Genomic DNA, 13,957 nt, shown 5'->3' with positions numbered 1-13,957 from the left:
ATGCTCAAATTTTGAGCATCATTTTTTATTGTTGTTTTTGGATTTTTCCAAGTTCTCGGTACTGATTATTCATCCACTGCATGTAATTTTGCCCCTTTGGAGCGGTCTCTGACACGTTTAGGATGGGCACATGATACTTTTTAGCGTATTTAACCATTTGTGTAACCACCGGACTATCAGACTGAGTGTTATTAACGAAGAAGGCAATCTTATGATTGCGCATGTCACTTTGCAGGTTGGAGATGTCACTGACTGAAGGATCAACGCCCTTTTCAATGGCATTTGAGAACCCGTAGTCCTTAAGTTTATAGCCAAGGGCTGAAAGCGAGTAGTCAAAGACGGGCTCGCTGGTAGCAACTGATTGACCGTGCGAATTCTTTGATAACTGCTTGATTAACCGTTGCGTTTGGCCCCATTCATGTTTGTAGGTTTGGGCGTTTTTTTCAAAATACTCATGGTGATCCGGATCAATCTTACTGTAGACGGTAACTAGATGATCAACCAAGTGGTCCATGGTAGTTGGTTTATACCAAATGTGTTCGTTGTCGCCATCTTTTTTATGCATCAATTTGCCAACGTTCACGTCTTGTTGATGATCGTTTCCAGCGTTGTGAATTAATTCGTTCATCCAATCGTCATAACCAATTCCATTTGAGATGACCACGTTTGCCTTGGCAACTTCTTTCGCGTTGTTAGTTGTTGGTTCAAAGTCGTGTGGATCAACGTCTGAATTGATGATGGACGTGTTGTGACCGTACTTTCCAATGACTTGTTGGGCCGCGTCCCCATAGAAGTTAACGGAACTTACAACCTGAATTTTCTTTGGGTCATGGGCTGCCGATTTGTGACAGGCTGTGAGTGGAATCATCAGTAGTACGAGACAAGTGACTAGGAGGGAAAGTTTAAAATGTCGTTTCATATTATCGTCCTTTTCTAATCTTTATGAATTCTATCCTAGTGTACCATTTTTGGTGTGGTAAAATAGGAATGCCATTCTAGCTCAGTAGGTAGAGCATTTCCATGGTAAGGAAAAGGTGCCGGGTTCGACTCCCGGGAATGGCTTATCATTTATTTTCATAGTTTAAAACTCTCACTACGTAATCATAGTGAGAGTTTTTTTATTCGGCCGTTGAATTTTTGCTGAATTTAATTAAATTATCACTGATGGCTTGTTTGGGAATCAACGGCGAAACCTCGCCGTTACACAACAGGGTTAGCGAATGCATGGCGCGGGTCAGAATTGTGTAAAGGACTCCGAGTGAGTGCTGATCAGGGTAATTCTTTTTTGAGACATCCCAGGCAATGACCGAATCAAATTCGAGTCCCTTGGCCAGGTAGACGGGAAGTACAACAACTGGTGAGGTCATATCTCGGTCACTATCTTTTAATAATGTAGCATCGTAGTGAGCGTTGACCTTTTGATAAACTTGTTTGGCAGATGTGGCATCTCTAGTAATGACCGCGACGGTTTCGTGTTTTTGAAGTTGGTCACTAATAACATTAAAAAGGGTTTTAGTTAGTTCTTCTGATCCATCTTTAACGATTAGCTCAGGCTTTTCTCCATTTCGATTGAAGGCCTCGATGTTATTCCCATCTGGTAGTAATGATTTGGCAAAGGACGTGATGGGATAGGTTGAGCGGTATGAACGATTCAGCTGAATTAGCCGGGAATGTTTACTAGGGATGGCATCATTAAGCTTGTCCAATAACGTTTGGGCTGATTCGACATCCTTGAAAATGGCCTGTTCACTATCACCAATCAGGTTGAACTTAGCTCTCGGAAAAATGAGCTTGAGATACATAATCTGGGCAATTGAGTAGTCCTGAATCTCGTCGACGAAGAGGTATTTAATGTTAACGTTTTTATTTTCCCCACTGAAACGATCCCTCAGGTACAGTAATGGGGCAGTGTCATCCAAACCAATTTGGTGGAATTCAATGTGATTTAGGAAATCATTTTTGCTTTGTTTAAAAGCATCTGGTTCAACATTTTTAGGCAACTTAACGTGGTCAAGAAAATCGGCGTATTGAACGTACGGATCGAAAAACTCATCGTTGTAGATAGCATCGTATACGGTACTAAGTCGATCTTTAACTAGTCGCGTGGCGATGTAGTTTCGTTCATCGTCTAGTTCCTCAAAGTCATTTAAGTGTTTTTCACCCAGAAGATTGTGGTACTGTTCTTCGCTCATGGTGTCGATGATGTCAGCGACCCATTTTTTCTTAGTTTCATCGTGAATACGATTCTTCAGTCTCTTAATTAAACGATTCTTCGTTTGAAGGAGTTTTTCACTGCTGGTCATCCCACTTGGTAGACTAGCGTAAATCTCACGAATTTCCTTTTTAGAAAAGTAAACTTCACCATTAAAGTGAATATCATCGAACTTAATTTGATCAGAGGTGATATTTTTGACGTAGTTTTCAATCTGATCGATGAAGTTCTGACTATTCTTGAATTCGCGAAGTTGAGAATCAGAATCATGATTGGAAGCTTCGTAACGTTGAAAAAGGGTCTGAACCCTCATGCCTTCAAGGCGGTGGGCAAAAAATTCAGCTAACGTAACCTGACGCATACTACGTTCTCCTAAACTTGGTAATACGTCCTTGATGTAGTTACTAAAGAGGAGGTTCGGAGAAAAGAGTAAAATTTGGTCAGCATTTAGAGAGTCACGACTGTGATATAACAGAAAAGCAATCCGTTGTAAGAGCGCTGAGGTCTTTCCTGATCCGGCCACTCCTTGAACCACCAGCAAGTTACTGGTGGTATCCCTAATAATGTCATTTTGTTCGTGCTGAATGGTGGCCACGATGTTTTGCATCTTTTCGTTATTTTCATCACTTAAAGCACTTTGTAAGAGTTCGTCACCAACCGTTTCGTTAGTGTCGAACATGTTGATGATCTTACCGTTTTTAATCTGGAACTGGCGCTTCTTTAAAAGGTCGGTGTTTTGTTTTCCATTGGGAGTGTCATAAGCAACTTTTCCAAGCGTACCATTATAGTAGACACTTGAAATGGGAGCTCGCCAATCATAGATTAAGAATTCACCGTTTTTATCGATGAAAGATGCCTTCCCAATGTATAGGTGATCAACGTCAGAAAAGCCCTCGTCTGAGATGTCAATTCGACCAAAATAAGGGGATTTTTTAAGATCCTGGTAAGTAGCTAGTTGGCTTTCAACAATGGCTTGATCCTCAACCACTTTGTTAGTTAAGCTTCGCTGTTGTTGCAGGTCGGCACTAGTTTCAATCCGGTCATCAGCTTCCAAATAATTTGCGGACGTGTTAGTCCCGTAATCTTTTTGAACTCGTTGAGTTTCTGCCTTGGCTTTTTGATATTCGGTTTGGGTGTCTTGGATTTTTTCGTCCAACTGGGAACCAACCCAGGTGACCCGCTCTTGCTCTTTGTTTTTTTCATCCTTATTCAAGTGCATACTCCTCCCTTTAATTCGTGAATAATTCTAATTTGAAAAGCCGGTACTGTCAATTTTTTCGTGCTTTGACAACCCGTCATAAATCGCATAAAATGAAATTAATATGTATTTAGTTTAGTAAGTAGTGGAGTCAAATAACAGAGAGGCTATGTTTACTGAGATTAGTCAGACGACACGAACTGGATAATGGGTAACAACCTTATAGTTTAAGTGGCAGAGAAACCTCTGCAATTTAGGTGGTACCACGTGCAAGGCGTCCTATTGATTATTCAATAGGACGTTTTTTATTAAAGAAAGGAAAATTACTATGGCAAAAAAAGAAATCGTGTTAACTGGTGATCGTCCAACCGGAAAACTTCATATTGGACATTACGTTGGTTCGTTAATGAGCCGTTTAGAATTGCAGAATTCGGGTAACTACGACCCATTCATCATGATTGCTGACATGCAGGCCTTGACCGATAACGCTCGTGATCCAAAGAAGATTCAAAACAGTCTGCTGCAGGTAGCCTTGGACTATCTAGCGGTCGGACTTGATCCAAATCAATCAACGATCTTTGTCCAATCTCAGATCCCAGCCTTAAATGAACTAACCATGATTTATCTTAATTTAGTAACGGTTTCCCGACTGAAACGAAATCCGACCGTGAAAACTGAGATCAAACAGAAAAACTTTGGTGAAAGTGTGCCGGCTGGTTTCTTCATCTATCCGGTCAGTCAAGCCGCTGACATCACTGCTTTTAAAGCAACCGTGGTTCCGGTTGGAGAAGATCAAGAGCCAATGATCGAACAAACCAGGGAAATTGTCAGAAGCTTTAATAGTGCCTATCACAGAGACGTATTGGTTGAACCACAAGGTTTCTTTCCACCGAAAGGCATGGGGCGCATTCCCGGCCTCGACGGAAATGCCAAAATGAGTAAGTCGCTTAACAATGCTATTTACCTTGCTGACGATGCCGATACCATTAAGAAAAAAGTGATGTCCATGTACACGGATCCAAAGCACGTCCACGTTGATGACCCAGGTCAAGTTGAAGGGAACACGGTCTTTACGTATCTGGATATTTTCGCTCACGACAAGCAAAAAGTTAGTGAACTTAAAAAGCAATATCAACACGGTGGTCTTGGAGATGTTAAAATTAAGTTGTATTTAAATGAAGTTTTGCAAGATGAACTCAAGCCAATTCGACAACGTCGAGAAAAGTTAGCTAAGAATCCTGAGTATGTCTACCAGGTTTTAAAAAACGGAAGCGACGCGGCTAACATTGTTGCAGAAAACACCCTTGAAGAAGTTCGCGATGCCATGGGGATTAATTATTTTAAGTAGATAAGTTGTCATAGCACTAAATATGAATAAATACTTGAGGAGGAGAATCGAATGGAGAACTTTGTTATCATTGATATCGGTTCAAACTCAGTCAGAATGGCAATTTATTGCATCGATTCCGATGGAAGTTATCATGAGATTAAACGCGTTAAGAACGATACGAGATTGTCTGAGGGAATCGGACAAAATAACATTTTACAGATAACTGCAATGAATCGTACGATCTCGGCGCTTCGATCCTTTAAGTCAGAGTATTCAAAGTATAAAAACGTTGTGGTTCGTGCCATTGCTACGGCAGCGGTGCGCCAAGCTCAAAATCAAAAGGATTTTTTACACAATGTTTATAAGCAGCTTCACATTAAAATTCGCGTGTTAACCGGCAAGGAAGAAGCTTACTATGATTATCTAGGAATCTCTGATCGATTGGCGGTTAAAGATTATCTCTTGATGGATGTTGGTGGTGCTAGTGTTGAAATTATTCAGGTTAGAAACCAAAAAGATATCCATTGTATCAGCGTTCCCATTGGGGCAGTAAAAATTTCGGAACAATTTCATTTGATTAACCAGGTGACTCCAGCTGATTTATTTGCAGCTGAGTCTTACGTTATCGAAGTGTATAGTCGGATTCCTTGGATTAAGAAGCCCCTTCATTATCCGATTGTTTTGATTGGTGGAGCTGCCCGCGCAATTGCAAGAATTAATCGGCAGTACCAACATTTAAGCCATGTTGATCACATCCAAAATTTTCAGTTAACCAGAAAACAAGTCAATAGTACGATGGAAATGTTTCTGAGTAAGACTTTGGCTGAGCGTCAAAAGATTAATGGGCTTGAAAACGACCGTGCCGACGTCATCATTGGTGGTTCCCTCTGTTTAACTGTCATGATGCATTTTATTGATTCCAAGCGGGTCATTTTCTCAAACGGTGGCGTGCGTGAGGGACTGATTAATGAATACATTGAGAATAGTCCTCATTTTAGAAAATAGGTGTCATTTTGAACGATTTTAATGGATTTTATAAAAAATCATATCAAAAACGGTTACAGCAGGTTGCCGAATTTGCCGATCTTGATCGAACACAACTTGATGTGATTGAAAGTCACTTCGTAGATGCTAGTAGCCACATGATTGAAAACTACCTTACCGACTACGGATTGCCAGAGGGGGTTGCAACTAACTTTGTAATTAACGGAGTCGAACATTTAATTCCGATGGTGATTGAAGAACCCTCGGTCATTGCGGCCGCTAGTAACGGCGCCAACATGCTTCGTGTTGGTGGCGGCATTCAGGCTAAGTCTCAGAGTCGCATCTTGACTGGTGAAGTCATTTTAGGAGTCTCGGATCCGGTTCAATTTACCGAATGGGTTGAAGCTCATCGAGTTAAATTAATGCAGGTTGCACACGATGCTCATCCCACAATTGATAAATACGGTGGTGTCCACGATTTGACCGTCTCACCTCTTTACGATCATTATTTGGTGATTGAACTGTTCGTTGATGTCGGTGATGCGATGGGGGCTAACATCATGAATTCGATGCTTGAGGCTCTTTCGACATACATTGAAATCAACACTAGTCAATCATCTTTAATGAGTATTTTATCGAATTATGGGGATAAAAATTTGGTTACAGCATCAGGAACCGTTCCGTTTCGGGCCCTAAAACGAGGTCAATTGGACGGAAAAAACGTTGCTGAAAAAATCGCAGAAGCCTCATTAATTGCAAATAAGTACCCAAAACGGGCAGCAACTCACAATAAGGGGATCATGAATGGGATTGATGCGGTTCTCGTTGCCACTGGTAATGACTGGCGCGCCGTTGAAAGTGCGGTTCATTCCTATGCCGCAAGGGATGGTCAGTATCGTGGGGTTAGTCAATGGCGAGTTACTCCTGACGGATTAAAGGGAGAAATTACCATTCCGGTACCCTCAGGAATCATTGGTGGTGCAACTCGGCTCTTTTCAATGAGTAGGATTAACTATCAAATTTTAAACGTTAGCTCTGCCATGCAGTTCATGGAGGTGATTGCTTCTGTGGGATTAGCACAAAACCTGGCAGCCCTAAAGGCGCTTGTAACCGATGGGATTCAAAGAGGTCACATGAACCTTCAGATGAAATCACTCGCCATGTCTGCTGGAGCTTCCAGTAAGAACTTGGACATGGTGATTAACGCATTAAAGAAATTACCAACAAATCAAAGAAACTTAGAAAACGCAAAACAAATTATAGAAGGGAAGTTTGGATCAGATGGCCGAAAATAATGATAATGTGCAATTAAGTAAGACGACGCAAGGCTTAATTAACGAAGTCAGTCACTTTTTTCCAGGGGATGTTGAGGTTCAATTTATTGGCAACTTAAAGTCCGGTTATGTGCGACATGACCAAGCGCAAGTCGTGCAAGATGGTGATCGACTTTACGTGCAGATTAGAGATCTAACCGAACCGGATTTTACTGCTACTCATGAGTTGTTACACTTGTTAATGACACTCCGTGGTTTTCCACAGATTTACTTTCCCCTTACTAGTGGGGATAAGCAACTTGATGAACAGTTAATGTACATGGGAACTGAGTTGTACGATGATGTGTGTCACTTTGTCGTGTATGCTGAACAGCGAAAGCACGGTTTAGTTGATGAAGCGGTTGAAAAAGAATATGTTAAGGGTGTTAGACAGACGATTACCCCTGAATCTGGGAAGGTCGACGATGAAATGCCGTTACGATTGGTGACCATTCTGGATGCCATGATTTTTCTTGGCGACCACTTTGATCAGTACGAAGACGTATTTCAAACGAGTTTTCCCATTTCTTTAAAGGCCGCTAAGGAACTTTACGCAATGCTCACAGAGAAGCCGGTGGACTCACCATTTACCCTCAGACGCGATGTGGTCAAACTATACCGTGATTTTGATAAACAGATGAAGAACTGGGGACTACCAGCCTTACAATTAAATGATTTTGTGATGCTAACGGCAGTCTTCTCAAAGCGCCAACTCGGTTTGCAAGTGAAACAGGTTTTTAACCTTTATCACTCAGAATTAAAGGAGACCAAGACTAACAAAAGAGCGTACGTGGGCTTTACCAAATCGGATGACCAAAATTCGTTTGTGACAAGTGGTCCAGCTGGTAAAAAGGCAAGTGAAGACTATTTCAAAGAACTATATTCAAAGACGGTTAAAGAGTTGTATCAAGACTTACGGATTCCATATTTATTGAGATAAGGTGACAATATGAATCAAGATAATATTCAAGAAAAGTTTGATAATGCTAAAAACATCGTATTTTTAACGGGAGCCGGAATCTCTACCCCTTCTGGAATTCCCGATTATCGTTCTAAGGGCGGATTGTATACGAATGACAAGAGCAGTAAACCAGCGGAATATTACTTGAGTCACGACTGCTTAGTAAATGAACCTGAGGTATTCTACGAGTACGTCAAAAAGAACATGTACTATCCAGATGCTCAACCCAACGTTATTCACAAAAAGCAGGCGGAATTAACCCGTCAAAATCGGGCTAGTATTATCACTCAGAACGTTGATAATCTGTACGAAAAAGCTGACGCAAAGAACCTGAATGAGTTTCACGGCAACCTCTATGATATTTACTGCCAAAAATGTGGCAAACACGTTGATTATCAGGAATATATGAAGAGTATGTATCATCAAAACTGTGGCGGAATTTTGCGCCCTAACATTGTTTTATATGGTGAGGGAATTAATCCTCAAACAATTGAAAATAGTGTTCGATTGATGAGTCAAAGTGATCTAATTGTGATCGTCGGGACTTCAATGCGAGTTTATCCGTTTGCCGGATTACTTGATTACCGTAATCCCAGTGCCGATGTGATTGCGATTAACCAAGAGGCACTTAATTTTCCGTTTCCGTTCACCATGGTGCAAGAAGATGCCGTTGATTTCTTTGATAAACTGAAAGTATAGGTGGTAACGTGATTTTAATTGGACTGACAACCTGGTCTGATCATCCATCACTGATTAATGGGGAAGATCGCAAAGTTACTTTATCAGAATATGCGGAACATTTTCCCGTTGTTGAAGTTGATAATCCGTTTTACGGCATCCCTAAAATTAAGACGGTGGAGAATTGGCAAAAGCAGGTTCCAAACAATTTTCAATTCATCTTAAAGGCCAATTATTTGATGACCAAACATCATTTGCCACAGTTTGGTGAAGATAATGAGCAGGTTAGAAGGGAGCAATTTATGCGGTATGGTGAGATGGTTGCTTCACTGGTTGATAGTAACCAGTTGGCATCCGTTTTATTTCAATTTCCGCCGTACTTCCATTTAAACAACGATAACATTAGGTACCTTCGACTAGTTCGTGAGTGGATGGGAAGTTTACCCATCTCAGTTGAGTTTCGAAATCCCAGCTGGTATGGTGATGAAATCTCAAATGATGTCCACGATTATCTAAAGAGCCTTAAAATGAGTGAAGTGATCGCTGACGAGCCTCATAACCTGTCAGATGGCGTGCCCTTTGAACCTGTTGTTACGGATAAAAATTTCGTCATGCTTCGACTGCACGGTCAAAACCAAAAGGGCTGGTTTGAAAAGAGCTCCCAGTGGCGTAAGAAACGGACTCTGTACCGTTATAACGAAGAGGAATTAAAGCATTTTGCCAAAGTTGTTGATGATCTACGCCAAAAAGCTAAGGTAGTTTGCGTCATTTTTAACAACAATTCTGGTCATGATGCGGCTGACAATGCCCTTCAGTTAAAAAAGATTTTAGGATTGAACTTTGGTGGGTTAGCTCCCATGCAACTCGATCTGTTTTAAGGGGCAAAAGTAGTATAATATTGGTACGATTTAATTTGTACGATAGGAATAAAGGAGCGAATTGGGATGGCTGAAAAACCAACATATTACATTACAACACCAATTTATTATCCATCAGGAAGGTTACACATCGGGAACGCTTATACGACGGTTGCCTGTGACGCACTGGCTCGTTTTAAGCGGGAATCTGGCTACGACGTGTTTTATTTAACCGGAACCGATGAACACGGACTAAAAATTGAACAAAAAGCAGAAAAGTTGGGTGTTGATCCTAAAAGTTACGTTGATAGGATGGCCACTCAAATATCTGACTTGTGGGCTAATTTAGATATTTCTAACGACGATTTCATCAGAACCACTGATGATAAACACGTAAAAGCCGTGCAAAAAATATTTCAAACGTTACAAGACCAAGGCGACATCTATCTTGGACAGTATTCGGGGTGGTACTCGGTTTCAGACGAAGAATACTTTACCGAATCACAATTAGCAGAGGTTTATCGTGATGCTGAAGGCAACGTGATTGGCGGAAAAGCCCCATCTGGACACGAAGTTCAACTTGTTAACGAAGAGTGTTACTTCTTTAAGATGAGTAAATATTCTGATTGGTTAATGAATTACTACAAAGAGCATCCTGACTTCATTGAGCCGCATTCTAGAATGAACGAAATGGTTAACAACTTCTTAAAACCAGGTTTGGATGACTTAGCGGTTTCGAGAACCACCTTTAAGTGGGGAGTTCCCGTTAAGTCAAATCCTAAGCACGTGGTTTACGTATGGATTGATGCTTTGTCAAACTATATCACTGCCCTTGGTTATGACAGTGATAATGACGAGTTGTTTAAGAAGTTTTGGCCAGCTGATCTACAGATGGTTGGAAAAGAAATCGTTCGTTTCCATACCATTTATTGGCCAATTATTCTTCACGCCCTTGGTCTCCCACTGCCAAAGAAAATTTATGGCCACGGCTGGCTGACCATGAAGGACGGAAAGATGTCCAAGTCAAAGGGCAACGTAATTTATCCTGAGACGTTAATCGATCGTTATGGATTAGACGCTACCAGATACTATCTGATTAGAGCAATTCCGTTTGCAAGTGACGGGATTTTTACTCCTGAAGACTTTGTTGATCGGGTTAACTATGACCTAGCTAACGACCTTGGTAACTTGTTGAACCGAACGATTGCAATGGTCAATAAATACGAAGATGGCGTAACACCTTCATATCACGATTCCAATGATCAACCGAGTGTTGATTTACAAAAAATTGCTAAAACAACCGTTTCAGAATTTAAACGGTTAATGAATGACACTCATTTATCTGATGCCTTGGCTGAGATTTGGAAATTAGTTTCTCAAACCAACAAGTACATCGATCAGACCGAGCCATGGACCTTGGCTAAGAACAAGGATGACGCAGATGACCAATCTAAATTAGCAAACGTCATGAGTCATTTGGTTGCCAGTCTGCGCTTGATTGCAATCTTAGTAAGTCCAATTATGCCAAATGCTGCTAATGAGATGTATCGTCAATTAGGTCTTGATCAGATGGATGGGTTTGATATCAAGAATGCCACTCTTTCTGGACTTCCTGAAAAACAAAAGGTAATTGAGAATGGTGAACCAATTTTCCCTCGTTTAGATCACGACGTTGAAGTTAAATTCATTAAGGATCAGATGACTCAATCTGACAAAACCAAGGGTCGTTCAGCAATGAAACGTGCTGACCAAAAGAATGCCTTTGACCCAGAAAAGACAATTTTAAAATCAGAGAAAAAGAATTTGGATTTTAGTGATTTTGAAAAAGTTGAATTAAAGGTCGCAGAAATTAAAAACGTAGCTAAAGTTGAAAACGCAGACAAATTACTGAAGTTTCAACTTGATGCTGGCGATGACGGTGACCGTCAGATTGTTTCTGGAATTGCCAAGTGGTATCCAGATTTTAAACAGTTAATTGGTAAAAAAGTGATCATTGTTTCTAACTTAAAGCCAAAGAAACTTCGTGGTGAGTTAAGTCAGGGAATGATTTTGTCCGTTGAACAAAAAGACGGTTCAATTAAAGTAGCAACTGTTGACCAAACTTTAGATAATGGCAGTACTTTAGAGTAGTAAAAAAGTTTCACTAGTCAATGATTAGTGAAACTTTTTCGATTATGAAAGGAATAGTCAATGAAAATATTTGATTCCCACACTCATTTAAACGATCAACCATTCCAAAATGATATTGAGGGCTACGTTCGACACGCCAAAAGACTTGGTGTTGTTAGAATGGCTAACGTCGGGTCCAATACTGAGCTAAATGAGCGTTCCTTGGAGCTTTCAGCTCAGTACGACAATCTGTATTCAATTATTGGATGGCATCCAGAAGACGCTATGAATTACAATCACGAGCAGGAAGAACTGCTCGAAAAGCAACTAGAAAATCCGCAAGTTGTCGCTGTGGGTGAGATTGGAATGGATTATTTTCAAGATGTCACACCGAAAGACGTGCAAGAACGAGTCTTTCGGCGACAGATTGAAATTGCCAAAAACATGCATTTACCAATCTCAGTTCATAACCGGGATGCCTTTGAGGATGTTTATCGGATTTTAAAAGATGAAAATATTGGTGAAGTCGGTGGCATTATCCACAGTTTTAACGGAGATAGTGAATGGATGAAGAAATTCGTTGATTTAGGGATGGTGGTTTCATACAGTGGGGTCGTGAGCTTCAAGAAAACCAAAGAGGTTCATGAAGCCGCTCGTTTAACTCCGCTGGATAAAATCCTAGTGGAAACGGATGCCCCGTATTTAACGCCAGAGCCGTTTCGCGGACGACAAAATGAACCGGCTTATTCTTTGTATACCCTAGAAGCAGTTGCCAGATTTAAAGACATTGATCCTGATGTGGTCGCAAAGGCGACGTACGAAAATACGAATCGAATATTTGGATTGGATAATTAAAATGAAAAGAATTAAAGAAGTAATTGTGGTTGAAGGAAAAGATGATACCAAACAAATTCAACGAGCCGTTGATGCTGATACGATTGAAACCCGTGGCTCTGCGATTTCGGATGAGACCCTCGATCTAATCGATCGGTTGGCACAAACCCGTGGAATCATCGTTTTTACTGATCCAGATTTTTCTGGGGAAAAAATCAGAAAAATAATTTCAGATGAGATTCCAGAAGCAAAGCATGCCTTTTTGAAAAAGTCGGAAGCAGTTCCTGATACACAGAAGGGATCCCTTGGGGTTGAGCATGCTAGTCCAGAAGCAATTCGGAATGCCTTGTCTGAAGTGTACACCGAAAGCGATGAGAATCCAGAAGTCATTAGCAAGCGGGATTTGATTCAAGCTGGTTTAGTAGGAACGAAAGAAGCCAAAGAACGCCGACTGGAACTTGGTGAATTGCTTCATTTGGGGTATGTTAACGCTAAACAAATGCAAAAAAGATTGCGAATGTTTGGGATTACCAAAAAACAGTTTAACAATGCATTAAAACAAGTTGATGATAAGGAGGGATTAGATGAGTAAAGTTCCAGCAATCGGCAGTCCAGCTCGGACCCAGGCCATCTTGAACCGATACCGTTTAAACGCGAAGAAAAGCTTGGGGCAAAATTTCTTGAACGATCTTGGAGTTTTAAAGGAGATCGTTGCAGTTGCCCAAATATCAGAAGCCGATGATGTAATTGAAATTGGACCTGGCATTGGGGCGTTAACTGAACAAATTGCTCAATCAGCTCACGCCGTAATGGCCTTTGAAATTGACGAGAATCTTCTCCCAATCTTAGATGAGACTCTCAGTCCCTATGACAACATTAAAATTATTAATGAAGACTTCTTGAAGGCTAATCTGCCAAAATTAATTAAAGAAAACTTTGATGGAAAACACCACCTAAAAGTTGTGGCTAATTTGCCTTACTATGTCACCAAACCAATCTTGATGGATATTTTAAAGGGCAACGTTAAATTTGATTCAACGGTGTTGATGATGCAAAAAGAAGTGGCAAAACGAATTAGTGCAAAGCCGGGCAATCGCGACTATGGGGCTTTGACGGTTATCACTCAGTATCTAGAAAACGTTGAGATTGCAATTAACGTATCGGCCAAGTCCTTTATTCCCTCACCAAAAGTTGATTCTGCGGTGGTCAAGTTAACCCCGAAAACAGATAAAAAGGTGATTGCTTACGATGAAAAAGCTTTCTTTGGCTTTGCTCATGGATGCTTCATGCACCGAAGAAAAACACTCTGGAATAATTTGCAGGGTATTTTTGGGAAGAAACCTGAGGTAAAAGAACAAATTGAACAGGATTTAAAACGGTTAGGCATTAATAAGTCAGACCGTCCCGAACAGTTATCGGTTGATCAATTTGTGAAAATGGCAAATCAGTTTCACGTAAGTGGATTGCTGGCATAACAAGCT

At 40.8% G+C, this 13,957-nt stretch carries 12 protein-coding genes and 1 tRNA gene; 11 read left to right on the top strand and 2 right to left on the bottom strand.

Translation table 11 applies throughout. The annotated features are described in order from the left end of the window. Window positions 1-25 precede the first annotated feature (25 nt). Window positions 26-919 (bottom strand): metal ABC transporter solute-binding protein, Zn/Mn family, encoded by an 894-nt coding sequence (locus AC6UDE_RS06220; protein WP_500696934.1) that lies wholly within the window; start codon window positions 917-919, stop codon window positions 26-28. 70 nt (window positions 920-989) lie between these two features. Here AC6UDE_RS06220 and AC6UDE_RS06215 point away from each other — a divergent pair. Continuing rightward, window positions 990-1,062 (top strand) — tRNA-Thr (locus tag AC6UDE_RS06215). 56 nt (window positions 1,063-1,118) lie between these two features. Here AC6UDE_RS06215 and helD read toward each other — a convergent pair. Further along, window positions 1,119-3,431: an RNA polymerase recycling motor HelD gene (gene helD, locus AC6UDE_RS06210; protein ID WP_500696933.1), complete on the bottom strand. Its 2,313-nt coding sequence runs from the start codon at window positions 3,429-3,431 to the stop codon at window positions 1,119-1,121. A 307-nt stretch (window positions 3,432-3,738) separates the two neighbouring features. Here helD and trpS point away from each other — a divergent pair, with 307 nt between their 5' ends. The 10 genes from trpS (at window position 3,739) to rsmA (ending at window position 13,951) form a co-directional block, all read left to right on the top strand. Then, complete coding sequence (trpS, locus tag AC6UDE_RS06205; RefSeq protein ID WP_500696932.1) at window positions 3,739-4,758, top strand: tryptophan--tRNA ligase; 1,020 nt, start codon at window positions 3,739-3,741, stop codon at window positions 4,756-4,758. Window positions 4,759-4,809: 51 nt separating this feature from the next. Beyond that, a complete protein-coding gene (locus tag AC6UDE_RS06200; protein ID WP_500694008.1) occupies window positions 4,810-5,745 on the top strand; it encodes a Ppx/GppA phosphatase family protein in 936 nt (311 codons plus the stop codon). An 8-nt stretch (window positions 5,746-5,753) separates the two neighbouring features. Further along, window positions 5,754-7,019: a hydroxymethylglutaryl-CoA reductase, degradative gene (locus tag AC6UDE_RS06195; RefSeq protein WP_500696931.1), complete on the top strand. Its 1,266-nt coding sequence runs from the start codon at window positions 5,754-5,756 to the stop codon at window positions 7,017-7,019. Continuing rightward, window positions 7,006-7,977 (top strand): IpaB/EvcA family protein, encoded by a 972-nt coding sequence (locus AC6UDE_RS06190; RefSeq protein WP_500696930.1) that lies wholly within the window; start codon window positions 7,006-7,008, stop codon window positions 7,975-7,977. The genes AC6UDE_RS06195 and AC6UDE_RS06190 overlap by 14 nt, the downstream gene beginning before the upstream one ends. A 9-nt stretch (window positions 7,978-7,986) precedes the next feature. Next, complete coding sequence (locus AC6UDE_RS06185) at window positions 7,987-8,697, top strand: NAD-dependent protein deacylase (RefSeq protein WP_500696929.1); 711 nt, start codon at window positions 7,987-7,989, stop codon at window positions 8,695-8,697. A gap of 8 nt (window positions 8,698-8,705) precedes the next feature. Beyond that, the gene (locus AC6UDE_RS06180; protein ID WP_500696928.1) at window positions 8,706-9,554 is read left to right on the top strand and encodes a DUF72 domain-containing protein; all 849 of its coding nucleotides are present in this window, start codon (window positions 8,706-8,708) and stop codon (window positions 9,552-9,554) included. 66 nt (window positions 9,555-9,620) lie between these two features. After that, entirely contained in the window at window positions 9,621-11,663 is a 2,043-nt protein-coding gene (metG, locus tag AC6UDE_RS06175; RefSeq protein ID WP_500696927.1) for a methionine--tRNA ligase, read from the top strand. A 60-nt stretch (window positions 11,664-11,723) separates the two neighbouring features. Then, complete coding sequence (locus AC6UDE_RS06170) at window positions 11,724-12,497, top strand: TatD family hydrolase (protein ID WP_500696926.1); 774 nt, start codon at window positions 11,724-11,726, stop codon at window positions 12,495-12,497. Between the two features lies 1 nt (window position 12,498). Further along, window positions 12,499-13,068: a ribonuclease M5 gene (gene rnmV / locus AC6UDE_RS06165; protein WP_500696925.1), complete on the top strand. Its 570-nt coding sequence runs from the start codon at window positions 12,499-12,501 to the stop codon at window positions 13,066-13,068. Then, window positions 13,061-13,951: a 16S rRNA (adenine(1518)-N(6)/adenine(1519)-N(6))-dimethyltransferase RsmA gene (rsmA, locus tag AC6UDE_RS06160; protein WP_500696924.1), complete on the top strand. Its 891-nt coding sequence runs from the start codon at window positions 13,061-13,063 to the stop codon at window positions 13,949-13,951. The genes rnmV and rsmA overlap by 8 nt, the downstream gene beginning before the upstream one ends. The last annotated feature ends 6 nt before the right edge of the window (window positions 13,952-13,957 follow it).

The sequence above is a fragment of the Fructilactobacillus sp. X2R5C3 genome (assembly GCF_059901325.1).
This window is presented reverse-complemented; position numbering and strand designations above follow the sequence as displayed.

Excerpts from the sequence above, each read along its gene's own strand:
- AC6UDE_RS06220 (WP_500696934.1), bottom strand. The coding sequence starts at position 919 with ATGAAACGACATTTTAAACTTTCCCTCCTAGTCACTTGTCTCGTACTA.
- helD (WP_500696933.1), bottom strand. The coding sequence starts at position 3,431 with ATGCACTTGAATAAGGATGAAAAAAACAAAGAGCAAGAGCGGGTCACC.
- trpS (WP_500696932.1), top strand. The coding sequence starts at position 3,739 with ATGGCAAAAAAAGAAATCGTGTTAACTGGTGATCGTCCAACCGGAAAA.
- AC6UDE_RS06200 (WP_500694008.1), top strand. The coding sequence starts at position 4,810 with ATGGAGAACTTTGTTATCATTGATATCGGTTCAAACTCAGTCAGAATG.
- AC6UDE_RS06190 (WP_500696930.1), top strand. The coding sequence starts at position 7,006 with ATGGCCGAAAATAATGATAATGTGCAATTAAGTAAGACGACGCAAGGC.
- AC6UDE_RS06185 (WP_500696929.1), top strand. The coding sequence starts at position 7,987 with ATGAATCAAGATAATATTCAAGAAAAGTTTGATAATGCTAAAAACATC.
- metG (WP_500696927.1), top strand. The coding sequence starts at position 9,621 with ATGGCTGAAAAACCAACATATTACATTACAACACCAATTTATTATCCA.
- AC6UDE_RS06170 (WP_500696926.1), top strand. The coding sequence starts at position 11,724 with ATGAAAATATTTGATTCCCACACTCATTTAAACGATCAACCATTCCAA.
- rnmV (WP_500696925.1), top strand. The coding sequence starts at position 12,499 with ATGAAAAGAATTAAAGAAGTAATTGTGGTTGAAGGAAAAGATGATACC.
- rsmA (WP_500696924.1), top strand. The coding sequence starts at position 13,061 with ATGAGTAAAGTTCCAGCAATCGGCAGTCCAGCTCGGACCCAGGCCATC.